The organism is Cryobacterium soli, assembly GCF_003611035.1.
GTDB classification, from domain to species: domain Bacteria; phylum Actinomycetota; class Actinomycetes; order Actinomycetales; family Microbacteriaceae; genus Cryobacterium; species Cryobacterium soli.
Genome location: NZ_CP030033.1, coordinates 882,641 through 909,638 on the forward strand (window position 1 = coordinate 882,641; position 26,998 = coordinate 909,638).

Genomic DNA, 26,998 nt, shown 5'->3' on the forward strand with positions numbered 1-26,998 from the left:
CCCGGCTGTCATCAACCCGACGGCTCAGTCCGGCTAGGAGGCCAAGGCGTCCACCTCGACCGGCAACCAGATGCGCATCGACGACGGCCCCCGGTTCGCCCACGAGTGGTACGGAACAAGTGGTACCCGTGCGATCTCCGCCGACAGTTCGGGCGCGTCCACGCCGTAAGGCCAGGCGAGGTCCCGGGCTGCCATGGAACGCAGGCTGACGGTCACCACCCCGTCCACATCGCTGAGTTCCTCCGTGACACGGAGGTCATCCACGCTGCCGTCGAACGGCACATCCGTCGATTCGAGACACAGAACCACCGGGCCGCGCTCGACGGCACGCTGTCCGCGCAGCGCGTCGATCCGTGGGTCCGGCGAGGTCCACCGGGCCACCATCGGCAGGCTGAGCACGATCTCTTCCCCGACGGTGAAGGCCCGGCGCACGGTGGTTGTGCCTGCAGGGACCTCGCTGACCTCTCCGCCTACCCGAAGTTGCGCCCCAGTTTCTGCCCACGCGGGCACGCGCAGGGACAGATCCCATTCGCCGTCCAGGGTCTCGGTCACGACCAGGCGGACTTCACCGTCGGCCGGATAGTTCGTTTCGACGTGCACCGCGACCGTGCCCCCGTCGAGCACCGCAGACACGTCGCCGGTCGAATACTGGTGCACCTGCAGACCGGATGCGGATGAGGTGGCGAAATAGGCCCCCAGGGTGGCCAGGGTGCGGGCGACGTTTGTCGGGCAGCAGGAGACGTCGAACCACGGTGCGCGCAGGCTGGAGGAGGCCCGTGGGCTGGGTTCATCCGGTGACGGAACGGAACCGGGCACCCGCTGGTGGAGGGTGTTCGTGTAGTAGAAAGCCTTACCGTCGGCCGCGGGCGATGTCGCCACCACGTTGTACAGAGTGCGCTCGATCATGTCGGCGTAGGTAACATCGCCGGTTGCCAGCAGCAGCCTGTAGTTCAGCATGATCGAGCCGATCCCCGCGCACGTCTCGGAGTAGGCGCGGTCGCTGGGCAGTTCGTAGTCGGCACCGAACGATTCGCCCTCGTGGTGGGCGCCCATTCCTCCGGTGAGATAGGTGCGCCGGGCGACGGTGCGCGCCAGCTGTCCCGAGACCGCCTGGATGAGCTCGGCGTCGTCGTCCTCCACTCCGAGGTCAACGGCGCCCGCGGCGAGGTACACCGCGCGCACGGCGTGACCGCGCATCACCTCAGCGTCGCGGACGGGCGTCTCGTCCTGGAAGTAGCTCTGGCCCAGCTCGATATCGCCGAGCACACCGTGCCCGCGACGGTCGATGAACAGCCGGGCCTGGTCGATATAGCGGCTCTCCCCCGTGTACCGGCCGAACTCGACCAGGGCCATTTCCACTTCGGGGTGCCCGCAGACCGATTCGATGCCACCGACCCCGAACACCTCGCAGAGATGGTCGGCGGCTCGACGGGCGATGGTGACGAGCTCATCGTCACCTGCAGTGCGACCTCGGGCCACAGCGGCTTGCAGGAGGTGGCCGTAGCAGTACAGTTCATGGCCCCACTGCAGGTCGGAGTAGCGCGGGTCCTGGCCGGTCCGGCCGAACCGGGTATTGAGGTACCCATCCGCTTCTTGGGCGGCGCCGATGCGGCGAACCAGCGCTCGCAGTCGGGTGTCGAGCCGTTCGTTTGGGGCACGGCCGATTTCCCAGGCCATCGCCTCGAGAAGCTTGTACACATCGGAATCGGAAAACTCGCGTCCGCGACGATCAGCCGGCAGACGCCCCTCAACGGCGGCGTCGAAGTTGCCGATCCAGCCCACCTTTTCCATCCAGGTTTCGCAATGGTCGATGATCGCCGATGCGTTGAGTTCCTGCATCTGGGCCCAGAAGCCGCCGTCGATGCGCACCTCCGTCAGCGCGAGCGGGCGGAGCGTTCCGGTCGATGGGTCGACGGGAAACGCTGTGGCTGATGTGTGAGTGTGGGCGAGCATGGTGGTCTCCAGATAGGGGGTCGTCGACAAGGGAGTCATTTGACTGCACCGAGCGTGAGTCCTTCACGCAGCAGGCGGTAGGTGAAAACGAAGAGGATGAGGATGGGCACTGAGGTGATGACGGCCAGCGCCATCAGCCCCGGCCAGTTGATGCCGAAGGCCGACACTTGTTGGGCCAGCAGCGCGCTCAACGGGTAATTGCCGGGCGACAGGAAGAAGTTGACCGCGTAGAGAAACTCGCCCCAGGACATCAAGAAGACGAGCGTGCCGGTGGTGGCAACACCGTTGCGGGCGATCGGGAGCATGACCGACCAGAAGGTACGCATCGTGCTTGCCCCGTCGATGGATGCGGCCTCTTCGAGCGCTTCGGGGACCGAGCGGAAGAACGGCCGCAGGAGCAACACGGCGAAGGGCACCAGCAGGGCGGTGTCGGCAATGATCACGCCGATGTTCTGGTCGAGCAGGCCCCAGGCGCCGAAGATCTGATACAGCGGGATGACGTTGGCCGTCTGGGGAACCATCTGCAGCACGATCAGCAGGCCGAGGCCGATGGTCGTGATGCGCGAGTCGACTCGTGACAGTCCGTAGCCGGCGGGGATGGCCACCAGCAGGGTGAGCGCCGTTGTTCCCGCGGCGATCACCAGCGACTGCTGCATAGCCACGAACAGCCCCTGGTTGGACAGCACGGCCGTGTATGCATCGAGGGTGGGCGTGAACAGGAACGACGACTGCGAGGAGATGACGTCGCGCGCGTCCTTCAAAGAGGTCAGCACGATGAACAGGATCGGGATGGCGTAGACGAGCAGAAGCACCACCCGCAACGGTCCGGCGACGGGTTGGAACCGCCGGCTGCGGCGGCGCGGGCGTCGGGCGGCCGGTGTGGTGGTTGCGCTCCGGGTGGGGATCAGGATGCTCATGAGTTGGCCTCCTCGGCTCGAACGCTGCGGGCATAGATGACGGCGAGCACGATCACGAGCAGCACCGAGATGACTGCGGTCGCGGCGCCCATTCCAAAGTCGAACCGCACGAACGCCTGCAGATAGCTCAGGAATGGCAGCGTGTTGGTGGCAACCCCCGGTCCGCCGTAGGTCATGACGAAGATGAAGTCGAAGGATCGGAAGGCGTACACGATGGTGAGCACAGCGAGCACGAGGGTCGTCGGCCGGACGGCCGGAATGATCATGTGCCAGATCTCTTGCCAGCGGCTGGCACCATCGATGCGGGCGGCCTCGAAGGTCTCAGCGGGGATGCCGAGAATGCCGGCCCGGAAGACGAGAGCGTTGAACGGCACCACCGCCCAGGAGTTCACGATCGCCACGGATAGGAGTGCGAACCTGTCGTCGTAGAGGAATGGAACGGCATCCTGGGAGAGCCCCACTCCGGTGATGACGGAGTTGATCAGGCCGGCATCACCGAGGAGGAACTTCCAGACACTGCCGTTCACCACGGGCGGGAGCGCCCAGATGAACACCATGAGTCCGAGCACGAAGGCAGAAAGCAGATTGCTCGTGCTCAGCAGGATGGCGGCGGCCAGGCCGCCGACCAGTCCGATGACCGTGACGATGAGAACGAACACGACGGTGTTGCCCAGTGCAGGAAAGAGTGATCCCTGAGCTGCGCTGCCCACGAAGTTGTCCGTACCGACAAATTCCCACGGTTGGTTGAGTGTGCGCGACGTCACGTCGCTGACGCTCATGCGCCCCAATTGGGCCAATGGAAAGAAGGAGAAGACGAGGAGGAAGATCCCTGCCGGCACCGCAAAGGCGAGTTTCTTGCGTTTGGTCGCGCTTCGGCGCAGCCCGGACAGGCCGGACGACGCCGGGGTGCGCCGCCCCAGCCCTGAGGTCGTGAGGTCTATTGACATGGAACTTCCTGCCTCGTCTTATCGGGTGTCGGTCTACTGCGCGAGCAGCGGCTCGAGATCGGCGACCAGCTTCGCCGCAGCATCCGCCGGCGTCATCTGGCCACCGATCACGGCGCTCCAGATCTGTCCGACCACAAGCTGCTGGTCGGCGACGGACGCCGCCGGCACGGCCGGTGCCGGGTAGTTCGCACCGTTCTTCTCAAGTGTCTGGGCGAACGCGGCGAGGATCGGGTCCTCGGTCACCTCGGGGGCAGCTGCGGCATCCAGACGGCTCGGGATGCTGCCGACACGGTTCAATGCGATGGCCTGCCCTTCCTCGCTGAAGTAGGTCTGCTCCAGGTAGTCCCAGGCCAGCTCGGGGTTGGTGCTGAACGCTCCGATGCTCTGGCCTTCGCCGCCGAGGTAGACCTGACCGTTGTCGCCGACCGGGAGCGGCACAACGCCGAAGTTGAAGTCAGCGTCGCTGCGGGCGGTGCCGAGCTGCCAGTTGCCGTTCTGGGCGAACGCCACGTTTCCGGCCGCCCAGGTTTGGAACGGAACCGTCTGGTCCCAGGTCACGGCCTCGCGGGTGAGGGCACCGGACTCGGTCCAGGACTGAATCGTCGAGAAGGCCTGTTCGAGCGGCGCGGCCTCGGGCGCGTCGTAGTTGAATCCGAAGCTGGTCAGCCAGGGGTACGCCTGCCACTCCCCCTGCGACTGGGGCAGGCCCGAGAGCGTGATGCCGCCCTTGCCCGCGGCGGTCACAGCGGCCAAGGCCGCGTCGAGCTCGTCCATGGTGGTGGGCGGCTTGATGCCGACCTCATCGAGGATGTCCTGGTTGTACCAGAGCGCGAGCAGGTTGACGTAGCCCTGCACGCCGTAGACATCGCCGTCGAGCGAGTGCACGACTCCCTCGGGGAACTGATCCTTGTCGTCGAACGCGTTCCACTGTTCGCTCATGGGAGCGAGCGCACCGCCCAGAGCGAGCGTCGAGGCATCGGCGCCGTTGTAGACGACCACGTCGGGGCCGGTCTTCGAGCCAACGGCCGTGATCAGCTTCGAGTTCATCTGGTCGTACGGCACGAAGACGTTCTCGACGGTGACCCCTTCGTTGTTCTTCTCGAAGAGTTCTTTGTAGTCGGTCATGACCTTGACCTGGTTCGTGTCGCTGAAGTAGTGCCACACGGTGATTGTGTCGCTGTCGCCGGAGGCCCCTCCTGATGACGACGGCGTACAGCCGGTGAGGGCGAGAGCCGCTGAAACGGCGATTGCGCCGCCGGCGAGAGTGAGTGAGCGGATGCGGCGGGTGCGCGCTGGTTTCGCTGCCATGAGACTTCCTTGTCTGGAATCATCGTTGATTGAGGTGGTGCAGTGCTAACGACCTTCACGAAACTTGCCGAAAAGGTTTTCGGCGAATGTAGCAGCGAACTACAGGTGACGTCAACCATGTATTGTCGACTCAACCGAAATATTCGGTTTTTGCCTTTTCGTGGCACGACGCCGAGATCGGGGGCGGGCCACCGGGGCATCCACTGCACAAAAAGCTAGGGGGCGTCGCCATGGCGACCACAGATACTCCGCAACCGCGCTCCACTCTGCGCGATGTCGCCAGGCTCGCCGGTGTGTCTGTCGCCACAGCCTCGAAAGCGCTGAACGGACGCGACCAGGTGCATCCGGATACTCGCGCCCGTGTCCTCAGTGCGGCCGAGCGGATCTCCTTCACGCCCAACGCGCTCGCCCGCGGGTTACTTGCCGGTCAGACCGGCACCGTCGGCCTGATTACCGGCGACCTCGACGGCCGGTTCTCGCTGCCCATCCTGATGGGTGCCGAGGATGCGTTCGGTAAGGGCAAGATGTCGGTTCTGCTTTGCGATGCACGCGGCGACGCCATCCGGGAGAGGTACCATCTGGACGCTCTGCTGAGTCGCCGCGTCGACGGCCTGATCGTCGTGGGCCCACGCACCGATCCGCGGCCCTCACTCGGGCGCACCCTGCCGGTGCCTGTGGTGTACGCCTACTCCCCCTCGACCGATGAAGACGATCTCTCCCTCGTACCCGACAACGTGCAGGGCGGTGCGGATTCCGTGGACTTCTTGGTGGCGCGCGGCCGGCGACATATCGCCCACATCACCGGCGAAATCGGATACGCGGCGTCGCAGGACCGCGTGAAAGGTATCGAGACCGCCATGCTTCGGCACGGACTGTCGCTCGTCGGCGGGGCTCAGTTCGGGTCGTGGACAGAGCAGTGGGGGCGCAACGCCGCCGCCCAGCTGATCGAACAGCATCCCGAAGTCGACGGCATTCTGTGCGGGAACGACCAGATCGCCCGCGGCGTGCTTGAGGTGGCGAGGGAGGCCGGTTGGGCCGTTCCCGGTCGGGTGTCGGTGATGGGCTACGACAATTGGGAGGTCTTCACGACCGGGTCCCGGCCCCCGCTCACGAGTGTCGACATGAACCTCGAGGCGCTGGGGGCGCTGGCCGCGCGTCGGCTGTTCGACGCGATCAACGGAGACACCCGCTCCGGGGTTGAGTCGCTCCCCTGCCGCATCGTTCCCCGGGAGACCACCTAACCGGGCGGGTGGATCTGTGGGGAGGCTTGTTCCTTCGCGGAAGGCCGCGATGGCCAGGCTTCATGCTTTCACGCAGGGCATCGTGGCGTCGCAACGGATGCGTTCGCAGAGTGCCGACCGCCCCACCGGCCCCACAACCCGCCGCCGCGGTCACACGTTTTGGCTCGCTGGAAATGGTCCCGCCCCGCCTCACCCCACCCGGCGGGGCGGGGCGGGGCGGGGCGGCCCGGTCACTCCAGCTTGGAACCGAAGATCTGCGCTTCGACGAGCGGACGCACGGCCGCCTCAAGATCGTCGTCGACGAAGTAGTCCTTGAGTCGATCGTCGAGCAGGTCGTTGGCGATCGCGGCCATGATCATCGACTGGTCGAGGGAGAGATACCGCTTCGCGATGGTGCCGCTCTGCGTCGCGACGGCGTCGTAGAAGCCGCCGGGGCCGTAGGCGCCCAGGTCGTTCTTGATCCCCGCGAGGTTGCTCAGCACGGCCGGCTTGTCATAGGGAAGGGCGAGGAATGATGCGTGCGGCGTCACGACGCCATCGCCGAACTCGGGGTTCGGGTTGCCGGCCTCGCGGCATCCGTCGTAGCCGGCATCGACATTGGTGCGCTCCCGGTCGGAGGCGTAGCCGTCGGCGCTCATACCCACTCCCTCGACTCCGTACTCGGCATACTCGCCGAAGGGGTCGCTCGCCGGGGAGAAGCCCCAGTAGCCGTAGCCGGCCTCGTCGAGACCGTGCTCGATCTGGGCGCGCACGCTCGCCGGGTGGTTCACGGCCCAGGACTGCGGTCCCCAGTCGGCTTCGGGCACGAGCAGGTCGGGCATGAGCGCCTCGAACATGCTGCCGCCCCAGGCCGGAACGAGCTTCATGCCCCGGTACTCATAGACGCCCTCGTAGACGGGCACCCCGAGGTACTCCCTCGTCTCGCCGGTGGGCTTCTGTTCCTGCCAGGCGAAGTCGCAGCCCTGAGCGGGCATGGTGCGCAGGGTTCCGTAGTAGGCCTCAGCAGGAATCTGTCCGTTGGCGATGCCGAGGTAGTTCACGATGCGCGCTTCGCTCACACTCGTGTCGTAGTGGTGGCAGGTGTAGTAGAGCTCCGAGCCATCGTCGCCGTAGTTGCCGGGAACGCTGCAGCCGGGAGGCGGTGTCACCCAGAAACCGCCGCGATTGAGCCCGGCGCCGTTGACGGCGTTCGCTCCGCCCTCGAGATCGTGGAAGTAGCCGAAGTCCATGCTGGCGTAGAGGGCATCGGCCGATCGGGCGAGGCGGGGTTCCGCCTCGGCGACGATACGGAAGGACGCGGCGAGCCAGCCGTTGTCGACCGAGCTCAGGAACGGGTCGACGGGGTCGTCACTTCCCGGCCAGGTCGTGAGTTTGTGACCGTCCTTCGGCGAGTACCAGTTGTAGAACATGCCACTGGGCTCGTGCCGCTCGATGCGCTCAAGAGTCTTGAGGGTGGATTTCATCCGCTTGAAGGCATCCTGCGTGCTGATGATTCCGAGGTCCCGCGCCGAGACGACCGACCACAGGTAGCCGCCGATATTGGTCGGGCTGGTGTTGTCGCTCGGTTCGGACAGGTCGCCCTGCAGCTTGTCGGCGGGCAGCCCGGTCTTCTTGTCGGTCATGGCGGCGAGGGAGGCCCAGGTGTCGACGGCATAGCCCCTGAGGACCGCGCTGGCTCCGCGCGGATCGCCCGACGTGGGCCCCGTCGAGGTGCCGGGGGCGGCGGTGGCGCTCGGCGCGATGATGAGCGTTCCCGCCACCAGCGCGGCGCACAGCACGGCAATCTTTGGTGTTCGTTTCACAGCGTGTTCCTTCGTGTCGTCATTGACCGCGTCGGCGCCGGGTGACCGATCACCGGATGACCGGGCCCAATCAGGCGCGCTAAGCACGTTCCGAAGAGTGTATGCGCATACATCCCCATGCGCAAGGAATCCTCAGAGACCCCATGCGGCCCTAAGAACCTGCCTGCTGGCACAGATCCGCAGCAGGCGGCCGGCGCCCACGATGACGGAGGCCCAAACAGGCCGACAAACGGATGCCGCTACGAAACACTCCGACGCCGGATCAGCACGAGCGCGCCGCCGGCGAGCAGCGCCAGCAGTGCGGCGAAGCCGAGCGGTGCTCCGTCGAATCCGGTGCGGGCCAGAACCTGCACTTGACCGGCCGGCGGCGAAGCAGGCTCTGCCGCTGGCGGCACAGTCTCCGGCGGCGAGATCGGGTCCACCGGCGTGATCGGGTCTGGTGGCGTGATAGCCCCCGCTGCCAAATAGGAGAGGTACGTCACCGTGCCGTTCGTGTTGACGGTGAGGTAGGCGATCCGCGACAGCGCGGTGCCATCGGCGGCCACGCCCGAGAGCGTCACGGTGTGCGCTCCGGCCGAGAGCCCCGCCGGGAAGACAGCGGTGGCGCTGAACGATCCCGATGCAGCAATGGTCTCCCGCACAAGCTCCACCGGTGTCGGCCGCAGAATCACGGTGACCTCGGATCCCTCACGCAGGCCCGCGCCCGACCCGGTCAGCGTGGCACCGGCGACAGCCTGCCCCACGGCCAAATCCAGGTCGAGCGCGAGGCTCGCAGCAACCGGCTCCTCGGGAATCACGGGCTCGGCCGTCCACTTCGCGTAGGCGGTCACGTCGGCGCTGACGGCGGCGGAGAACACGAACGGTTCGAGTAGGGTCTCGTCGCTGAACCACCCGTCGAAGACCCACCCCGCCGCCACCGGGACGCTGGGAACCGCGGGCGCGGTCGCACTCTCAATGCGCTGCGCTGCCACCGCTTCACCGTGACCGTTCAGTTCGAACGACACGATCACGTCCGCCGCGCTCGCGTAGCCGCGCCAGCTGGGAGAGCTGAATCCTCCGTCGCCGGCGAAACGAGACAGGTAGTGCACGGTCAGGCCGGTGGCTCGGCCAAGCGACGGCACGGACGCGCCATCATCGGCGTAGACCATGTAGGTCATCTGGGCGTCGCCGGCGAATTCCACTCGGGTCAGGCCCGGATTTCCGTCGAAGGCACCCTCGCCGATGACCTCAACCGACGTCGGTATCGACACCGAGGTCAGGTTGTTGTTCTTGAACGCAAAGCCGCTGATGAAGCTCAGCCCCTCGTTCAGGGTGAGCGCGCTGAGCGCATTGTCCGCGAAGGCGTCGTCGCCGAGCGTGACAACCGACCCGGGGATGTCGACGCTGGTCAGCTTGTTCGCTCCGAACGCGTGGCCGGCGATTTCGGTCACAGTGTCGGGGATCGTCACGGATACGAGCTGATTGCCCTCGAAGATGCTCTCGGGAATGGTCGTCATCCAGCTCGGGATCACCACCTGCGTCAGGTCATTGCCGCTGAAAGCGCTGTAGCCCACGTCAATGGCTGAGTCCGAAAGACTGAGGTTCGAGATGTTGTTGGCATCGAAAGCCCAGGATCCGATCGTGCGCACCGATTCCGGTAGCACCAGGGTTTCGAGGCTGTTCTCCGCGAACGCGACGTCGCCGATGGTGGTCACGTTCGCACCGATCGTGACCGACTCGATGCCCGCGCCCAGAAAAACGTAGGCGTCAATGGCCGTGACGTCGTAGCTCGTCGCGCCATTCACCACGATCTCGTCGGGGATGACGACATCGGGGTTGACCCGGTCGTACCCCGTGACCAGCGCGGTGTGCGTTCCCGCGTCGAGGACAAAGGTCAATCCGGCCTCTTTGTATCCGGGTACACCAGCGTGGGCAGCCCCTCCAGTCAGCATGACCGAACCGGCAACAAGTGCCCCCGCGGCAGTTGCCGCCGTCACCCGCGCCAGACGCGTCATCGACAACACAGCAGACACTGATACCCCCGAGCAACTCGCTGCGTCGGCATCGTTGGCACCCGGCTGGGCGGGAAAATGCAGATACATACCGGCGAACGCCAGCGGAAGGAGCTTATAACAGGGGGCACGCATATGGGTCACATGTTCTGGGATGTGCTCGACTTCCAGCCAATTGTCCAGTCGCCCGAAACGCTCTATCAAGACCGCCGGCCACCGCTTGACTCCGCAGGCGTGCGGGAGGATCTGACGTCAAGCTGGCCTGTACCCCAAATAGGCGACCCGCTCCCCCGCACGAACCCACATGGCACCGACGGAAGACATGCACCACCAAGGCAACAATATGAGCAGCCCGAGTTCTCTGGAAGTATCAAGCCATGACGATAGTGACGGCGAGAGCCCTCTGGGAAGAATTAGTTGATGCCGGACTCATTCAGCCAAGGACCTATGACAAGGAACTGGTTGCCGGTCTGGCAGAATCCTTAGGGCTCGACCCGATGCAGGAATTCATCGACGAGTTAACCAAGTCCGCGCTCACTCCCAGAGACCTAGTCAGGGAACTACTGCAAGCTCTTACGCCCATCTCAGAGATGCTCGAAGACCTCTTGCAGCTGTATTCGGAGATCGAGGCCAAACAGGCCGACGATGAAAGTTTGCTCATTCAGTACGAATTTGACGAGGGTCATCCTGTCGACGTCCTCCTTTCGAACTTCAGAAGAGACGTGACTGAGCTCACCGGGGTGGTCCGACAGGTGACCCGGCTTGACGTCAGCCAGGAATCTCTTTGGGAGTTCCCTTACCGGACCGACAGCTGGAAGGTGTCTGACGAGCCGCAGCTTGAGAGGTGGCGCCGAAGCTACGTTGACGATTCTGTCTACGGCGACTTTCCTCGCCAGAGTCCAACCGGGAATCTGGCGCTGGATAACGCGATTCGCAAGGCAGAGTCCATTATTTCCGCCGTATTGAAGGCCACCCGTCGCTACGGCGAGACTCGCGAGGAATTCGGGCGGGGCCATCCTGGTGAGTTCGGTGTGAATGGCTCGGAACGAGGCATTCTCTCCGTACTGCACTCCGACAAATGGGTATCGTCATCTGTTCTCGGGATGGACTCCGTCATCAAGGAACGGTCGTTGTCAGAACAGGAAATTGCCGACGCACTCGCCGATTGGGCAGATCAGTTCCCGCTCGCCGCTGCGACCGAAACGGTGTTGATGTCCGCCGTAGAGTCGCTCCTCTCGCTCCCGATGTGGGGCAAACGTCATGCCCTCTATTCCGCGTGGCTCTTGACTCAGATCGACTTGGCGGTCGACGGAAAGCTGACGTACGTCGTTGTCAACGGCAAGCTCAGCTTTCCTTTCGGCGGCTCACAACTTGCCACGTTGGACACCGTCGACGGGCCGTTAGAGCTGTGGACTGAAATGCGATCCTCCCTGGTCAAACCGAAAGGAACAGGCCGCACGAACGCCATTCAACCCGACTATCGCTTCGTAGCCGATGTCAACGACCGCGTCAATACCACGCACCTTGCAATCGAAGCCAAACAGTATGCGAAGTCAACGAAGGCGGTTCACGCTCATGCACTCGATGACTACACCCGAGGCCTGCCGAACGCGATGGTGATCCTTGCGGCCTACGGACCGGTCAGCCGGAACGTGCTGGATTCGATCCCGCAGGGGCAGTCCGACCGAGCTATCGTCATCCGCCATCTCAGGCCCGCAGCCGTCGATGCAAGAGAGGAATTCGCGCGCCAGGTAAACAAGGCCCTACCAGACCTGAAAGCTCGGCGGCTGACATATCCGCTTGACGTGACCCTAACTTGGGCGAGTCACGTACACGACGTTGATCTTCACGCATTCGCGCCCAAGACCGGTGTGCACGTCTGGTGGGAAAACCAAGCGCACGTGGATGTCAGGCTGAATGGTCACACTTACGATGGAAATCCTCAAGTCCTCGAGGTAACTAGCGTTCCAGAGCACACTCTCGCGATATGGGTGAGCGTGTACGACAGCGACCCAATCAGTGAAGCTCGGCCGGTCATCACAATCAACACCAGCGAGGGCCCCCTGGAAATTCGCCCAACCGCGCCTCCGAGCGGTGTTAGGACTTGGCATGCGCTCAACCTCCTCCCGAACGGAGAGTTGGAGATCATCGACGCACACCCCCCGTTCCCGAGATAACCACCTCGATCCTGGCGTGCATCGTCTCTGTGGTCCACTGAAAGTGAAGCCGTTGCCATATGGCGAGTATGAGACCGACAGATTCACCCTCATGTCGTCCCGCCTCGTCTGGTGTGCGATCACTGCTTGCCACCACGAACGGGGAGTGGTGCGAAGGATACAGTGACGCGAACAACGTGGGCTTCTCCGTCGAGCGATCTCTCATCACGCAGGGCTCAGCGACTCGTCCGGTCGTATCGGTGACGGTGACGTAGAGCCCTTCTCGAGGCTAGTGTGTGGTCGAAAACCAATCGTTTCAAGAGCGGACCGCTTGAGTGTCGAAGACTTCGCACCGGCGGTCAGTCGCGACCGGTGACCGCGCGACGGATGAGCTCCACGGGCACCTTCGGCTCACGATCGGCGGTCAGCAGGCCGTTGGTCTCCTGCATGGTGTCGGTGAACTGCGTGTAGCACGATCCGGCCAGTAGCGTGCTCGCGCGGATGGCGTCGTACAGCGCGCCGATCCTGTCGATCCAATCGTCGCCGTCGCTTGCGGTCGTGTAGCCCCAACCGTCTTCCCGGCGAACGCCGGGCTGAAAGTTCACGCCTCCGAACTCGGTGAGCATGACGGGCTGGCCGACATCAGCGGCACCGTCGACGAGGATGCGCCGGCCGGCCGGTCCCATGCCCGACAGGAGCGCCTGGCGGGACGCAGCGTCGGCGAAGGTACGAGCGAGGACTTCGCCGTCACCTTCATAATCGTGCACGCCGATGATGTCGGAGGAAACGTGCTCCCACCCGTCGTTGGAGATGACCGGGCGTGACGGGTCGAGCGCGCGGGTGACGTCGGCGAGCGATCGGGCATAGGCCTGCTGGGCCGGATCTGAGCTGATGTGCTGCACTCCCCAGCTCTCGTTCACGGGCACCCAGGTGACGATCGACGGATGCGACACATCGCGCTCGACGGCATCCATCCATTCGCGCATGAGGCGCTGCACGGCGGTCGGGGTGAACGCGTAGGCGCCGGGGGCCTCGCCCCACACGAGCAGACCGAGCCGGTCTGCCCAGTAGAGGAACCGAGGATCCTCGATCTTCTGGTGCAGGCGGACGGCCGTGAAGCCGAGCGATTTGATGAGCTCGACTTCTCTACGATGCGCCGCCGCTGACGGCGCCGCGATGTGGGAGTCGGGCCAGTACCCCTGGTTCAGCACGGAACGAACGTCGTAGGGGCGATCGTTCAAGAGGAACGAACCGCGGTCGACCCCGACGGTGCGCAAGCCCAGGTAGGACGCGACGACGTCAAGCTCCGCTCCGCTCGTGTCGATCAACGTGACGGTGGCGTCGATCAGCCGGGGCTTCTCCGGCGTCCACTGCAGCTCGTCTTCGGCCTGGCCGTTGCTCTGCCGCGGCACGGTCAGGACGAGGTCGAGGTGGTCGGTCGCGGTCGGCACGACCATCTCCGTCGTTCCGAGGTCTTCGCCGGCCTCGTCCCAGTGAAGAGCCACCCGCACGCGGCTGCCCGCAGCGGCCTTGTTTCTAAACGAAGCCCGGAACGACACGCGTTCGTGGTCGAGCGGAATCCACCGAAGGGATCGGATCGACGTGTCCGGCACCGCTTCGAGCCACACCGTCTGCCAGATACCGGTCGTGCGCCGGTACCAGATCGCGTGCGCGTCTTCGTGCCAGTCCTGCTTGCCGCGCGGTTGAGTCAGATCGAGCGGGTCGTCTTCGGCACGCACCACGATTGTGTGCTCGTCTGCTCCGGTGAGCGAGGCGGAGACGTCGAACGTGAACGGGGTGTGCCCCCCTTCGTGATCGCCGATGAAGGCGCCGTCGATCCATACCGACGCGCGGTAGTCGACGGCACCGAAGTGCAGCAGAACTCGGGGCGAGCTCTCGGAGCGGCCGGCGCGTTCGAGGTCGTCGCTCGTGACCGTGCGGGAGTACCACACCACCGGGTGAAAACCCGGCTCCCCGATGCCCGACGCCGGTGACTCCGGCGGGAACGGTACGACGATATCCCTCGGCTCCGGGAAGCCGTCGCTCCACCCCGCCGTCACACCGCGATCGGTGTCATCGTGGCGGAACGACCAGATCCCGTCCAGGCTGGCCCAACGCTCACGCAACACCTGCGGGCGAGGATAGCTGCCGTCCTGCCTGCTGGCGCGCGTCGGGCTCGATGGCGTGGTGCTGTGGTCAAGGGCGTGTGAAGTCGGAACAGACATGCGACTAGTTTATAGCGCTATAAATTCTTGTCACCAGCGGTAGCCTGATGACATGAAAAGGGCCACACTGCAGGACGTAGCCGAGCGCGCCGGCGTCTCCGCGGGGACGGTGGCCAACGTCGTGCGCGGGTACCGCCATGTGAGTCCGAAGATGCGCGCCCACGTTCAGGCCGTCATCGATGAACTCGGTTATCGGCCCAACCGCTCCGGACGCACGCTCGCGACCGGGCGCTCCAGCATGATCGGCCTCGCGTTCCCTGACCTCCGTTGGCCCTATTTCGCCGAACTGGCCCATGTGTTCGCCCGAACGGCCGAAGAACGGGGCTACCGCCTCCTTCTGATGGAGACCGGCGGCACGGCGGATGGCGAGCGATCCGTGCTGCAGGATCGCGAGGCCGGCACGGTGGATGGGCTCGTCATGCACCCGCAGACACTGACCGCCGTCGAGCTGAACGAGTTGCGCGGCGGTGTGCCCGTGGTGTTCCTCGGCGAGGGCTCCCAGCCGGTCGGTGCCGACCAGACGGCCATCGACAACGTTCAGGCCGCGCGCGACGCCGTCGCACATCTGATCACCGTGGGGAGGCGGCGCATCGGCTTCCTCGGCCACGAGAGCGGTGCGCTGTCGAACACGTCGGCGCTCCGTCTCGATGGGTACCGACAGGCTCTCGCCGCTGCCGGGCTTCCGTACAATGCAGATCTGCTCGTGCCCCGAGACCAGGGTGATGCACACGGCGCCGAACTCGCGGTGAACGACGCGCTCGACCGCGGGCTGGTCGTGGATGCCCTGCTCTGCCGTGACGACCCGGCGGCGATCGGGGCACTTCGGGCGCTCCAGCGACGGGGTGTCGACGTTCCCGGGCAGGTCGCCGTCGTGGGGTGGGACGCCACCATCATCGGCGAGAGCACGTTGCCGAGCTTGACGTCGGTCGCCCCCGACACGCGTGCTCTCGCCGAACGCTCTCTTGACCTCTTACTCGAGCGGCTCGAGGGGTACGCGGGACCCGGCCGCCACGTGACTGTCGGGCATCGAATCGTCTACCGCGAGAGCGCTCCAGGGTCAGACAGCGTCGTCGAGGCTGACCGCGCCGAGCAGCTCAGCGAGGGCTGAACGGACCGGCTCCGGCAGATCGGCGGCGCCGAGTTCGGTGAGCTGCTCGAGGGGGCTGCGCCCGGTGCTGAGGATCTCCCACGCCGCGAGCTTTTCCGGGTTCCCCATCTGAGCGGTCTCCAGGAGCACGCGCGCCTTCTCGATCGGGTCGCCTCCGACCCGCAGCGGTGCGGTGCCGAAGCGCACGACCGCACCGGCATCCGAGCGCACCTGCACGGTGATGCTCCACCGCCCGGCTTCGCCGGTGACGGCAAGCGGCTCAGGCGCGATGGCGGTCGACGTGACGGCATCCGTCGGTTCGGCCTCGACGGTGACCGCTCCATACGGAAGTGCGGCGAGCATCGTGATCGTCCAGGTGCGCTGTTGCGGCACGACGTCGGTGGCACCGGCAACCGCCCCGATGCGAAACTCGCTGCACTCACGGTCCCACGACAGCGGCGTTCGAGCGACGTCTCCGAGCGCCGTTGCCGGCGGCTGGTCGTCGGTTCGGTCTTCCACGAGCACGAAGTGTCCTGACGCCGCTGGGGCGACGAGCACGTCCAGCTCGGCGGGATTAATCGTGGCGTCGAGCTCGCCGCTCGCATCAAGGGGAAGGATGCCGCCGGCCCGCAGGAGCGCGGGGATCGACGCGATAGTTCGGTGCAACTCGACGGCACGGTTGCCCCGATAGACGGTTCCGGTGAAGATATCGGTCCAGAGCCCAGCCGGAAGCCACGCCCGGACTCTCCCCCGGAGCGACACGGTGCTGGCCGGCTCCGTGATCGGCGCGAGGATGAGCTCACTCCCGAACTCGTACTCGTTGGGCACCGTGTAGGCCTCACGCCGGCGCGGTTCCGCATGGTAGATCGGTCGCACGAGAGGGATGCCTTGTTCAGCGGCGCGGTGGTTCATCGTGTGCAGGTAGGGCACCATCCGATGCCGCAACCGTAACGCGTCGTCCATCGCCGCGCGATGCGCGGGAGGGAACGCCCAGGGCTCTTTGCGGATGAACGGGTTGTTGGCCGAATGGAGCCGCATGATCGGGGAGAACACGCCGAATTGCACCCACCGGGTCGCCAACTCGTCGTCGCGGATTCCCGTAGTGTGCCCGCCGATGTCGTGGCTCCACCAGCAGTAACCGATGTTGGCGGCGGTCGCGGTGAACTCGGGTTGGAACGCGAGCGACGCCCACGAGATGACCGCGTCGCCGGAGAAGCCGACGGCGTAGCGATGGCTCCCGGGCCCCGCGTAACGCGAGAACGTCATGCCGCTACCGCCGTCGCGCGCCGCATCGAGGTGGTGGAAGTGGTTGAGCACCCAGAGCGGATCGACTCCGGCCTGGTTCGAGGTGCGACCCTGCTGCCAATCGATCCACCAGAAGTCGACTCCCTGCCGCTCGAGCGGGTGGTGGAGTTCGCGGAAGTAGGCCTCCAGAAACACCCGGTCGGACGCGTTGAACGGCACGGCCTCACCCGTCGACGAGTCGACGCCGACGGCGCGCGCCATCTCGGGGTAGCGATCCTCGAACGCGCGAACACCGGTGGCGGGATGCAGGTTGAGTGTGGTGCGCATCCCCCGCCGGTGCAACTCGGCGAGGAACGCGGCGGGGTCGGGGAAGAGAGTCGGCTCCCACGAGTAGCCGGTCCAGCCGTTGCCGTGTTCCGGTGGCACGGAGTCCACGCGGTGCCAGTCCATGTCTATCACCGCGACGGAAAATGGCAGACGCTCCGCGCGGAATCGATCCATGAGTGCGAGATAGGACTCGCTGCTGTAACGGTGGTAGCGGCTCCACCAGTTGCCCAGCGCCCAGCGCGGCAAGAGCATGGGATCTCCCGACACGGCGTAGAACGCCTGGATCGTCTCCTGGTAGTCGCGGCCGTAGCCGAAGATGTACAGATCCTCGCGGTCGGCGGCGCGGATGCCGATCCATCCGTCGTCTTCGAAGAGGAACGACGCCGAGTCGTCGACGATCGCGATGCCGTCTGGCGCGACGACCCCGGGCTCCAGCTCGATTCGTCCGTCGACCTCGTCGAGCGTTCTCGCGGTGCCGCCGAGGTCTCTCGTCGGCTCGCCGTAACGCCACGTCTGCGCGTCGGCGCCGAGCGTCTCGACGATGAGTCCGTTGGCCGTGAACGCCGCGCCGTCATAGCGCAGACGAACCCTCGTAGTGGTGATCTCGACGGCATTCCCGGTGCGCAGGGCGGTGAACGGCGCCGCGGGAAGGTCTCGCCGGACCGCGAACGTCGACGCGCGGTCTTCGAAGCCTCCGTGAGTGGATCGTTCGATGCGCAGCAGGCCGTCGGCCAACACGGTGACGCGCCAGCCGTCACCGATCACCTGTTGCCCGGCCCCGGCGTGAGGCGCGTTGCCGGGCAGCGGACGGATGGCCGAACGCTTGAGTGTGCTGGTCGGGGGGTGTGGCATCTGGTTCCTTCGGGAGTGGTGATCGCGCTGTTGCGATCAATGTCGATTCGTCGTGTGTCGCGGTCAGGCCTTCACGGCACCTTGAGTGATCCCGCTGATCACCCAGCGCTGCGCGAAGAGGTACACCACGATCGTCGGTGCCATCGCCATGAGGTAGGACGCGAACGCGACGTTGTAGTTGGTGCCGAACTGGCTCTGGAAGATGTTCTGCACCACCGGCAGTGTTTGCAGGGCCGGGTCTGACGTGATGAGTGACGAGAGCATGAAGTCGTTCCACGACGCCAGGAAGGCGAAGATGCCGACGGTCGCGTTCATCGGCGCCAGGAGCGGCAGTGTGATTCTCCAGAAGATCTGCCAGGTGGTTGCTCCGTCGATGCGGGCGCTCTCTTCGAGCTCGATCGGGATCGACCGGAGATAGGCGGAGTACAACAGCACGCTGAACGACAACTGGAACATGGCGTGCAGGATGCCGACTCCGACCGGGCCGTCCAGGCCCGTCAGCGCCGTCAATTGGATCTGCGGCAACGCGATGACGGGGAACGGCAAGAAGAGCGCGGCGAGGAGGTAGAACAACGACCAGCGGAAGAAGCGACGTTCCCAATTGCGCACGATGGCGTAGGCCGCGAGTGAGCTCAGGAAGAGTGTCAGCGCGACCGCGATCGCGGCGACCAGGATCGAGACGCCGACCGACACCGGGAAGTTGGTGAGCTCCCAGGCCTCCGCGAAGCTGTTCGGGTTGAACGGGAACGGCAGCGAGAACGCGTTGCCGTCAACCGACTGTTCGCTCGTCTTGAAGGCCATCGACACGGTGACATACAAGGGCGCCAGCACGGTCAGAGTGGCCAGGCCGAGCAGGATCGTCAACGGTATGTTGGCGCGGCCCAACCGACGGCGCCGACGTGCGGGCTGCGGGTGAGGCGTCAGCTGGCGCTGCGGACTGGTCGCAGTTTCGTCGTGGACGTCGTGGGTCACATTGATGGTCACAGGCTGACCGGCCTTCCTCGTGTCACACCGAGTTGGATGATGGAGATGATCACGGTGACGATGAAGAAGATGGTCGCGTTCGCCATCTGATACGCATAATCTCCGCCCGTGAACCCGCTGAAGATCGTCATGGCGACGCTGCGGGTTGCGGTACCGGGACCGCCACCCGTGAGACCGACGATGACGTCGTAGGCGCCCAGGTAGCCCTTCACGCCCAGCACTGTATTGATGAGAATGAAGCCGGAAATCAGCGGAAGCGTGATCGAACGGAACTGCTTCCAGCTCGATGCGCCGTCGATGGAGCTGGCCTCATACAGGTCGCCGGGGATCGAGGTCAGACCGGCCGTGTAGACCAGCAGAGCCCCGGGGATCGTTTGCCAGGCCGAGACGATGACGATCGACAGCCAGGCGAGATCTGGATTGCCCAGGATGCTCTGCTCGAGTGGGCCGAATCCGAGCGTCGTGGCGAGCGCCGGCAGCGAATTCGAGAAGAGGAAGTTGAAGACGTATGCCACCACGATGCCCGAGACGACCATGGGAATGACAAAAATGGTTCGGAGGGGCCCGGCGAACCGGATCGTGCGCGATAACCCGACGGCGAAGGCCAGAGCGATGACCTGCGCAACGATGACCGTCACCACGGCGAACCCCAGGGTGAACCCGTACGAACCGATGATGCTCGGATCGGTGAAGAGGGTCGCGTAGTTCTGCAGGCCGAGGAAATGCCATTGGCCGTAGCCGACATAGTCGGTGAAGCTGTAGAAGATGCCGATCACCGCCGGTATGACGATGACGACTGTGAACAGCAGCAGCGCCGGCACGAGGAAGACGTAGAAGATCGGTTCGACGCGCCGCCGGCCGCGGAGGACCGAACGCTGCTGCTGCCGGGACTCGAGGTGCGGTGTCGCTGCGGGAGGAAGCGTGTGTATCGTCATCGTGGCTCCGCTTCAGGGCTGGTCAGGGTCGAGGAAGTCATACGGTGGCGTTCCTTCCGGCGACGCGTCGCCAATCCGCATCCAGCTGGCGCAGCATCCCGTCGAAATTGCCGCTCCTCGTCGCAGACTGCAGGTAGTTGCCCAGCGGGATGGATGTGGGGACGAACGTTCCCGCCCCCTGATAGAACGCAGCATCGTCGATGTACGGCTGGAGTCCGGCCAGGCGCTCGTCGCTCTGCGGCGGAGCGTCCTTCGTGGTGGAGTACGCCAGATTGTCGGCGTTGTAGGCGTCGATGTTCTCGGGCCTCATGAGGAACTCCACGAGTTCTCGGGCCTCGTCCGGATGTCGACTCGATTCGGGGATGTACAGACCGAGGTCGACGTTGACCCTGGCCTGCCGCTCGTCTGGATTCTCCGACACCGGGAGCGCGAAGGTTCCGATCCGGAGGTTCTCGTCGATCAGCGCGATCTGGCTGAGCGCCCACGGGCCCTGCAGGTACATGGCCGCCTGGCCGCGGCCGAAGGCGAGGTTGCCGTCAGCATAGGAGCGCACGGCATGGTCAGGGTTGAAGAACGACGAGATCGTCTTGGCCCGTTCCATGGGAACGGCGAAGGTCTTCTCGAAGGAGACATCCGAATCCGGCCCGACGTCGCTGCCGAGTTCGGTCATGCGGGCGAAGAACGATCCGGTGTCGACCAGGCTACCCACCGAGTAGTCGAAGAGGCCCTGCCACAGCGTCCAGGTGTCCCGATCTGTCGCGTAGATGGGAGTGATGCCGGCCGCGTCGAGCGCTGTGCAGACATCGACGAACTGCGACCACGTTTCAGGCACGGGTAGTCCCTGATCCTCGAAGATCTGGACGTTGTAGATCACGCCGGCGGCCGCCAGGGAGTAGGGAAGCACGCTCGTGCGTCCTGGGTAGACCGCGTACTGCTCGGAGAGACTGCCAATGTCTGGCCGGATGCGACCGGCTGACGGCAGGTCCGAGAGATCGCTCAGCACGCCACGCTTGATGTACCGGGCGAGCTCGAGGTTCGTGTTGAAGCATCCGACGTCGGCCGGGTTGCCCCGCACGAACTGCGGCGCGATGGCGACGGTGGAATCGTGCACGACCGAGACTCCGGGACGACCCTGTTCGAAGCTCCGCAGCAGGTTGTCGAAGTACGCGATCACTTCCTGCTTCTGCTCGTAGAAGCGAAGGCTCGTGGTCGCTCCGGTCGACCCCTGGCCGGTTGCGCACGCGGCGAGTCCGAGCACTGCGAGCGCGCCGGATCCCACGAGGAACGAACGGCGATTGATGAATCCGAGACCTGTGGAACCTTGGCTCATGCGGCATCTCCCTTGATTGCAGCGGCTACGCCAATTTATAGCGCTACAAATTGGGAGTCAAATTAACCATGAGAAGACCAACGTGGGTCGCACCGTGCCGATTGCACATTGACCGTGGCCGGTGCCGGCCGGGCCGTTCCCTCGAACGCCCCCGGCTCGCCAGCGCCGGAGAGGGCGCCGAGGTCGGTCACCTCGCCATCTAAGCTTGACCGTCTGCCCACGGAAGGAACCTCAATGAGCATGGAAGGCGCGGCCTGGAGCTCGCTGTACAAGATCTCGAGCGCCAGGGACGGCAAGCACGGCTTCTCCCGTGAGTCCGTGCGGCGGATCCTGACGTTCGCGGTGCCGTACCGGTCCCAGTTGCTGATCTTCATCACCCTCTCCACCGTGGGGGCTTTTCTCGCGGTCGCGACGCCGGTACTCGCCGGCCAGGTGGTCGACGTGATCGTCGCGCAGGGGGCGGTCAGCACCATCGTGTGGCTCGCCGTCGTCATCGCCCTCGTGGCCGTGGCCGACGCCGGCGTGTCACTCGTGACGCGCTGGTACTCGGCGCGGATCGGCGAAGGCGTTATTCTGGACCTCCGCACCGCCGTCTTCAACCACGTGCAGAAGATGCCGATCGCGTTCTTCACCCGCACGCGCACAGGCGCCCTCGTGAGCCGCCTCAACAACGATGTGATCGGCGCTCAGCAGGCCTTCAGCGGCACGCTCTCCGGCGTGGTCACGAACCTCGTCGCGCTGATCCTCACCCTCATCGTCATGCTCAGCACGTCCTGGCTCGTGACGGTTCTCGCCGTGATCATGCTCCCCATCTTCCTGGTCCCCGCGCGCCGCATGGGCAGCCGCCTCGCCGCGCTGCGCCGCGAGGCCGCCGATCACAATTCCGCCATGAGCACGCAGATGACCGAGCGCTTCTCGGCGCCCGGCGCCACCCTCGTCAAGCTGTTCGGCCGGCCCGACGAGGAGGCCGAGGAGTTCCGCGTCCGCGCCGCCCGTGTGCGCGACATCGGGGTGCGGACCGCAATGCTGCAGTTCGTCTTCTTCACCGCACTGATGCTCGTCTCCGCTCTCGCCCTGGCACTCGTGTACGGGCTCGGCGGCTCCCTCGCCCTCGCCGGCCAGCTGAATACCGGTGATGTGGTGACCCTGGCGCTCCTCCTCACCCGCCTCTACGCGCCGCTGACCAGCCTCGCCAACGCACGAGTGGAGATCATGAGCGCGGTGGTCAGCTTCGAGCGCGTCTTCGAGGTACTCGACCTCGACCCGCTCATCAAGGAGAAGCCCGACGCCGTCGCCGTCCCCGAGGGCCAGGTGTCCGTCGAGTTCGACAATGTCCGCTTCGCCTACCCGTCCGCGGACAAAGTCTCCCTTGCCTCTCTCGAGGAGGTGGCCACGCTGGACACCCGCGGCGGCGAGGAGGTGCTGCACGGCGTGTCCTTCCGGATCGAGCCGGGGCAGACCGTTGCCCTCGTTGGATCGTCCGGTGCGGGCAAGTCCACCATTGCGCAGCTGCTCTCGCGCCTGTACGACGTCGACAGCGGCGCCGTGCGCCTAGCGGGCACGGATGTCCGCGACGTCACGTTCGCCTCCATGCGGCACACCCTGGGCATGGTGACGCAAGACGGCCACCTGTTCCACGAGACCATCCTCTCCAATCTGCGCCTCGCGCGGCCGGAGGCAACCGACGACGAGGTGTGGGACGCCGTGCGCCGTGCGCGGCTCGAGCCGCTCATCCGCTCCCTGCCCGATCAGCTGGACACCATGGTCGGCGAGCGTGGCTACCGGCTCTCCGGCGGTGAGCGCCAGCGGATGACCATCGCGAGGCTCCTGCTCGCCCAGCCGCGCGTCGTCATCCTCGACGAGGCGACGGCGGCCCTGGACTCGACGTCTGAGGCCGCCGTGCAGGCGGCGCTCAGCGAGGCGCTCGAGGGACGCACGGCAATGGTGATCGCCCACCGCCTCTCCACCATCCGCAGCGCGGACCTGATCCTCGTGGTCGAGGACGGCTCGATCGTCGAGCGCGGCACGCACGAGGAACTGCTGGCTGTGGGCGGGCGGTACGAGGAACTGCACCGGACCCAGTTCGCCGTGCAGAAGAATGCTGCGGCCGATAACGAAGCGCTGAGCCGGACCTAGTCGCTGAGCTCGCTGCCTCGCCGGAGATGGAACCCCGAGCGAGACGAGCAACCTGCTGCCGGCGAACGGTGAGCGATGTGGACCGGCTTCCGGGCACGTGGGAGCGGTATCGCTAGCATCGGCCGATGATCGTATGGCTGAATGGCACGCATGGCGTCGGGAATTCGTTTCAGCCACCTCTCCCCCCACGCCGAGGCCTTCCAGTCCTGGTTGAGCAAAGAAGCGCACGTCATCGACACCGCGGAGCTCACACCCGCTCACGCCGCCTCGGAAGACGCCGATACGGTCAACATCTCGTCGCTGAGAAGTGCGCGGCGCGTCATGCACCTCCGTGATGTGACAAGCCTGCTTGACACAACCGAAATAGACAAGCATGCTTGTCATATGGAGTCTGAGGTAAGAGTGAGGCGTCAAGCCGCCGGCCTCTCCCAGGCCGCACTTGGTGAGGCCTTAGGCGTTTCTCGCCAGACCATCAACGCCATCGAGACCGGACGCTACGATCCGTCGCTAATTCTCGCCGTTCGTCTAGCTCGATTCTTCGAGTCCACCGTTGAGGAAGTGTTCTATTTTGAAGACAACTAAGCGCTTGCCCGTCTCGATCGTCAATATCGTCTTGGTCGGCACGCTCCTCGCCGGAGCGATCGCGACCGCTCTCATGCATAACTGGTTCAGCGCGTTTATCCTCGTCGCCGCCGGCGCTGCGGGGCTCGGTGCTGCGCTCTACGCGCGCCGCCCGGACTCTCGCGACATCACCCGCCTCAACGCCATCGAGTACCGAGACGAACGAGACCGCGTCCTGGCCACGGAAGGCTTCGCAGCTGTCGGCGCCGCTGCTTTGATCCTCTCGATCATCGAGGTTGTGCTGGCCACAGTCTTCGATCAGCTGGTCCTACTGGCCTGCGCACAAGTGGTCGTGCTGTGCATCGTGTGGGGCATCGCGAACTCGATTGCCGCGCGCCGGGGTTAGCCCACGCGCGCTGGTCCCGTCGGCACGCAGTGGGTCCTTGGGCCCTCTCACCACGGCGAATTCTCGTGAGAAAGTGCAGTTGCAGCTCTTCACCGTCTGACACGCGCATCTGCGAGAGAAAATCCGTGGCCGTCCCTACCCCCAAGGCATGCTGCTGCCGATGATGACGCGCTGAGCCGGACCTAGTCGCTAAGCTCGCTGCCCTCCGGCGTTTCCCCAAAGAGCTGCGGACTTTCCGCTCTGATAGTTGCGATGTCGTCGTAGATTTTGCGCAAATGCGTGCGTAACGCAGTTTCCGCCGCTTCGCTCTCGCCTTGAGCCAACGAGTCCACGATTTGTTGGTGCTGACTGATGAGAAGACTGACGCTGTGATTGAACGACAGGGATAGCTGTCGCGCGCGGTCAAGGTGCGCCTTGGCCTGCGACACAGATCGCCAGGCCGACCCATGTCCGCTGATTCCCATCAATGCGGAGTGGAATTCTTCGTCGAGCGCGAAGAAATTCGGCAAGGAACCGCGGCTCTCAGCGATACGTTGCGCGTCAATTATTGTGTTCAATTCCGCAATGTCTTTAGGCGTCACGCGGGTGAAGGACTCCTTGAGGGCGGCGAGTTCCAAGGCTTCTCGAACGAACTGGGCTGTCTCCACCTCGGACAACAGGATTGGAGCAACAACAGTTCCAACTTGGGGAACGACAAAAACGAGTCGCTCTTCGGCCAGAAGAATGAGGCTTTCCCGGATAGGCGTACGCGACAGTCCAAGTTGCCCCGCGAGCACATTCTCCGACAGCTGCGCCCCGGGAGCGAGTTCCAAGGTGATTATCTTCTGCCGAATCGTGTCCAACGCAAGAGATCGCGCGTTGCGTCGTGTCGGCACAGGGAAGGATCCGTATATCGCTGTGCTCATGATTCGATTATAAGCACTTGTGTAGTTGTATGGTAGTGTGCAGACGTCTCGGGAACGGACCTGGGACCCTGACACAGAAGGCACAACGACGTGAGTCCCTCAACTGATAAATCCACCCGGCGCGTGTATACGGCCCGACCCATCACGCTCGCCCGGAGCGTGGGCTTCGGTGTCCTGGACCTCATGGGCGGTGGCTGGAACACCATCATCAGCGGCCTGATGCTGTACTTCTTCACGACCTACGGGGACGTCAGCGCCGTCCAAGCCGGCATGATCCTCTTCATCGCCCGCATCGTCGACGCGGTTGCCAGCCTCATCATCGGCCCGCTGACCGACAACTTCTATCGGACCCGCCTAGGCAAAAAGTTCGGCCGCCGCCACTTCTTCCTGCTCATCGGCGCACCCCTGCTCCTCGTGATCTTCCCCCTGCTGTGGATCTCGCACCAGGGCTTCTGGTACTACCTGCTCGTCTACCTGGCCGTCGAGATGATCATGGCGATGATTCTCATCCCGTGGGAGACCCTGCCCACTGAGATGACGGACGACTACACGCTGCGGACCAAGCTCAGCTCGACCCGTATGTTCCTGTCGGCCACGGGCACCTTCCTCGTCTTCTTCATCCCGGCCCAGATCAAGGAGACGAACAACCCGCACGCCTACCTCATCACCGGTCTCATCTTCTCCGTGCTGTTCGCCGGCGCCGTCATCACGACGTACTTCACCACCTGGGAGCGCAAGCTCACCCCGGAGTTCCTCGCGGAGCTCGACGCCCAGCCCAAGGTGCCCGTCGGCAAGCTTGTTACCGACAACCTCAAGGACTTCGGCTCGACGTTCAAGAACTCGAGCTTCCGCAAGCACCTGGCGATCTATCTCTTCTCCTTTACGGGCAAGGACATCTTCGCCACCGCGCTGACGTTCTTCGTCGTGTACGCCGTGAACGGCAGCGAGTCTTTCGGCCTCACCCTCCAGGCGCTGTCCATCATCGGGCTGCCGACCACGGTGCTCGCCGCATTCCTCATGATCCGGAAGGGCCCGCGCTACTTGTTTGCCATGTCCTACTCCGTGATCATCGCCTGCCTGCTCGCCCTCGGCGCGATCTACCTCATCCAGCCGTCCTCGACGATGGTGCTCCTCGTCATCGTCGGCCTCGCGTATCAGGCCGGACGATCCATCCTCGAGTTCACGCCGTGGAACGTCTTCCCGTTCATCCCCGACGTCGACCGGATTATGACCCGCCAGGACCGCGCCGGAATCTACGCCGCGGTGATGACCTTCGGCCGCAAGTCGACAGGCGCGGTCGCGACCCTCATCGTGTCGTGGTTCCTGGACCTGGGTGGCTTCCTCAAGCCCGGCAGCGAGGGCGGCGTGCAGCTTGACACCTCGTGCATCGACTCCTGCCCCCTCGTGCAGAGCGCCGGCACCCAGGACACCATCGCACTTGTCGTCATCGTCGGGCCGCTCCTCCTCATCGCTATCGCGTTCGCCATCTCACGGTTCATGTACCTCGACCCGCAGAGCCACGCAGTCCTGCGCGCCGAGATCGACCGCCTCGAGGCCGGCGGCTCAAAGGACGACGTCACCTCCGAGACCCGTGCGGTCGTCGAGAAGCTGACCGGCCACCCGTACGAGTCGGCCTGGCCCGGAGACGCGATCTCCCCCACCGCCGCGCCCGTCTCCACCGGGGGCTGAC

At 64.9% G+C, this 26,998-nt stretch carries 19 protein-coding genes; 7 read left to right on the plus strand and 12 right to left on the minus strand.

What is annotated here, in order from left to right; translation table 11 throughout:
* Positions 1-33: 33 nt before the first annotated feature.
* The 4 genes from DOE79_RS04090 to DOE79_RS04105 are packed head-to-tail and all read right to left on the minus strand — an operon-like array spanning position 34 to position 5,125.
* Complete coding sequence (locus tag DOE79_RS04090; RefSeq protein WP_425455679.1) at positions 34-1,992, minus strand: glycoside hydrolase family 127 protein; 1,959 nt, start codon at positions 1,990-1,992, stop codon at positions 34-36.
* Positions 1,989-2,870 carry a carbohydrate ABC transporter permease gene (locus DOE79_RS04095; protein ID WP_120337409.1) on the minus strand — a complete coding sequence of 294 codons (882 nt, stop codon included), beginning with the start codon at positions 2,868-2,870 and terminating at the stop codon, positions 1,989-1,991. Before DOE79_RS04095 ends, DOE79_RS04090 begins: the two co-directional genes overlap by 4 nt.
* Complete coding sequence (locus tag DOE79_RS04100; RefSeq protein WP_120337410.1) at positions 2,867-3,817, minus strand: carbohydrate ABC transporter permease; 951 nt, start codon at positions 3,815-3,817, stop codon at positions 2,867-2,869. The genes DOE79_RS04095 and DOE79_RS04100 overlap by 4 nt, the downstream gene beginning before the upstream one ends.
* A 33-nt stretch (positions 3,818-3,850) precedes the next feature.
* Positions 3,851-5,125, minus strand: a complete 1,275-nt coding sequence (locus tag DOE79_RS04105) for a sugar ABC transporter substrate-binding protein (RefSeq protein ID WP_120337411.1) — start codon at positions 5,123-5,125, stop codon at positions 3,851-3,853.
* 230 nt (positions 5,126-5,355) lie between these two features.
* Here DOE79_RS04105 and DOE79_RS04110 point away from each other — a divergent pair, with 230 nt between their 5' ends.
* A complete protein-coding gene (locus DOE79_RS04110) occupies positions 5,356-6,366 on the plus strand; it encodes a LacI family DNA-binding transcriptional regulator (RefSeq protein ID WP_120337412.1) in 1,011 nt (336 codons plus the stop codon).
* 230 nt (positions 6,367-6,596) lie between these two features.
* On the opposite strand, the gene DOE79_RS04115 is transcribed toward DOE79_RS04110, so the two are convergent.
* Together DOE79_RS04115 and DOE79_RS04120 are read right to left on the minus strand one after the other, a co-directional pair.
* Positions 6,597-8,168 (minus strand): glucoamylase family protein, encoded by a 1,572-nt coding sequence (locus DOE79_RS04115; protein ID WP_120337413.1) that lies wholly within the window; start codon positions 8,166-8,168, stop codon positions 6,597-6,599.
* Positions 8,169-8,407: 239 nt separating this feature from the next.
* Entirely contained in the window at positions 8,408-10,363 is a 1,956-nt protein-coding gene (locus tag DOE79_RS04120; RefSeq protein ID WP_162942593.1) for a leucine-rich repeat protein, read from the minus strand.
* Positions 10,364-10,536: 173 nt separating this feature from the next.
* Between DOE79_RS04120 and DOE79_RS04125 the strand changes: the two genes are divergently transcribed.
* Entirely contained in the window at positions 10,537-12,336 is a 1,800-nt protein-coding gene (locus DOE79_RS04125; protein WP_120337415.1) for a hypothetical protein, read from the plus strand.
* A 338-nt stretch (positions 12,337-12,674) separates the two neighbouring features.
* Here DOE79_RS04125 and DOE79_RS04130 read toward each other — a convergent pair whose 3' ends face one another.
* On the minus strand, positions 12,675-14,540 hold the full coding sequence (locus DOE79_RS04130) for a glycoside hydrolase family 2 protein (RefSeq protein WP_120337416.1): 1,866 nt from the start codon (positions 14,538-14,540) through the stop codon (positions 12,675-12,677).
* Positions 14,541-14,592: 52 nt separating this feature from the next.
* On the opposite strand from DOE79_RS04130, the gene DOE79_RS04135 reads away from it, so the two are divergent.
* Positions 14,593-15,648, plus strand: coding sequence for a LacI family DNA-binding transcriptional regulator (locus DOE79_RS04135; RefSeq protein ID WP_120337417.1), 1,056 nt, complete (start codon positions 14,593-14,595; stop codon positions 15,646-15,648).
* Here DOE79_RS04135 and DOE79_RS04140 read toward each other — a convergent pair.
* From DOE79_RS04140 to DOE79_RS04155, 4 genes are all read right to left on the minus strand, one after another.
* Complete coding sequence (locus tag DOE79_RS04140) at positions 15,598-17,451, minus strand: glycoside hydrolase family 31 protein (RefSeq protein ID WP_425455712.1); 1,854 nt, start codon at positions 17,449-17,451, stop codon at positions 15,598-15,600. The two genes, DOE79_RS04135 and DOE79_RS04140, sit on opposite strands and share 51 nt — an antisense overlap.
* Before the next feature lie 663 nt (positions 17,452-18,114).
* Positions 18,115-18,975, minus strand: coding sequence for a carbohydrate ABC transporter permease (locus DOE79_RS04145; protein ID WP_162942874.1), 861 nt, complete (start codon positions 18,973-18,975; stop codon positions 18,115-18,117).
* A 56-nt stretch (positions 18,976-19,031) separates the two neighbouring features.
* Positions 19,032-19,970 carry a carbohydrate ABC transporter permease gene (locus tag DOE79_RS04150; protein ID WP_120337419.1) on the minus strand — a complete coding sequence of 313 codons (939 nt, stop codon included), beginning with the start codon at positions 19,968-19,970 and terminating at the stop codon, positions 19,032-19,034.
* Positions 19,971-20,007: 37 nt separating this feature from the next.
* Positions 20,008-21,300 (minus strand): ABC transporter substrate-binding protein, encoded by a 1,293-nt coding sequence (locus DOE79_RS04155; RefSeq protein WP_245977108.1) that lies wholly within the window; start codon positions 21,298-21,300, stop codon positions 20,008-20,010.
* 234 nt (positions 21,301-21,534) lie between these two features.
* Between DOE79_RS04155 and DOE79_RS04160 the strand changes: the two genes are divergently transcribed.
* The 3 genes from DOE79_RS04160 to DOE79_RS04170 all read left to right on the plus strand — a co-directional run bounded on the left by DOE79_RS04160 (position 21,535) and on the right by DOE79_RS04170 (position 24,403).
* Positions 21,535-23,436 carry an ABC transporter ATP-binding protein gene (locus tag DOE79_RS04160; RefSeq protein WP_120337420.1) on the plus strand — a complete coding sequence of 634 codons (1,902 nt, stop codon included), beginning with the start codon at positions 21,535-21,537 and terminating at the stop codon, positions 23,434-23,436.
* Between the two features lie 141 nt (positions 23,437-23,577).
* A complete protein-coding gene (locus tag DOE79_RS21110; protein ID WP_425455680.1) occupies positions 23,578-24,018 on the plus strand; it encodes a helix-turn-helix transcriptional regulator in 441 nt (146 codons plus the stop codon).
* Between the two features lie 4 nt (positions 24,019-24,022).
* Positions 24,023-24,403: a hypothetical protein gene (locus DOE79_RS04170; protein WP_120337421.1), complete on the plus strand. Its 381-nt coding sequence runs from the start codon at positions 24,023-24,025 to the stop codon at positions 24,401-24,403.
* Positions 24,404-24,585: 182 nt separating this feature from the next.
* Here DOE79_RS04170 and DOE79_RS04175 read toward each other — a convergent pair whose 3' ends face one another.
* Complete coding sequence (locus DOE79_RS04175) at positions 24,586-25,308, minus strand: GntR family transcriptional regulator (RefSeq protein WP_120337422.1); 723 nt, start codon at positions 25,306-25,308, stop codon at positions 24,586-24,588.
* Between the two features lie 123 nt (positions 25,309-25,431).
* Here DOE79_RS04175 and DOE79_RS04180 point away from each other — a divergent pair, with 123 nt between their 5' ends.
* Complete coding sequence (locus tag DOE79_RS04180; protein WP_220094278.1) at positions 25,432-26,997, plus strand: MFS transporter; 1,566 nt, start codon at positions 25,432-25,434, stop codon at positions 26,995-26,997.
* The last annotated feature ends 1 nt before the right edge of the window (position 26,998 follow it).